Origin of the sequence: Saezia sanguinis (genome assembly GCF_003991585.1) — a bacterium.
Taxonomy (GTDB): Bacteria; Pseudomonadota; Gammaproteobacteria; order Burkholderiales; family Burkholderiaceae_C; genus Saezia; species Saezia sanguinis.
The window spans coordinates 1-282 of record NZ_PQSP01000041.1 but is presented as its reverse complement, the minus strand read 5'-3'; the positions used below and the strand labels follow the sequence as shown (position 1 = coordinate 282).

Sequence of the window (282 nt, the reverse complement as noted above, 5' to 3'; positions counted from 1 at the left end):
TTGTTCCATAGTTTCAAACAAATGACTTTGACTTGAAAGTGCAGCGAGTTGTTTGCCATCACGACCAAAGCAATAGGTTGAAATATAAGGTTGGTTGATTAAATCAGCGAGTTCAGAAAAATCTGCACCTTTACCATCACCACCTAATAAAAGGTGTAATGTTCCCTCAACATATAACCCTGCCAATGCTGCAACGGTGCTACCTACATTAGTGGCTTTAGAATCATTAATCCAACGAACACCATTCGCTTGATGGGCTAATTGGAAACGATGATCTAAGCC

General features: G+C 40.1%; 1 protein-coding gene. It reads right to left on the bottom strand.

Annotated features, from left to right (window positions below; translation table 11 throughout):
* A partial coding sequence (locus CUZ56_RS14910) for a glutamate ligase domain-containing protein (protein ID WP_275427156.1) occupies nt 1–282 on the bottom strand: 282 nt, incomplete at both ends.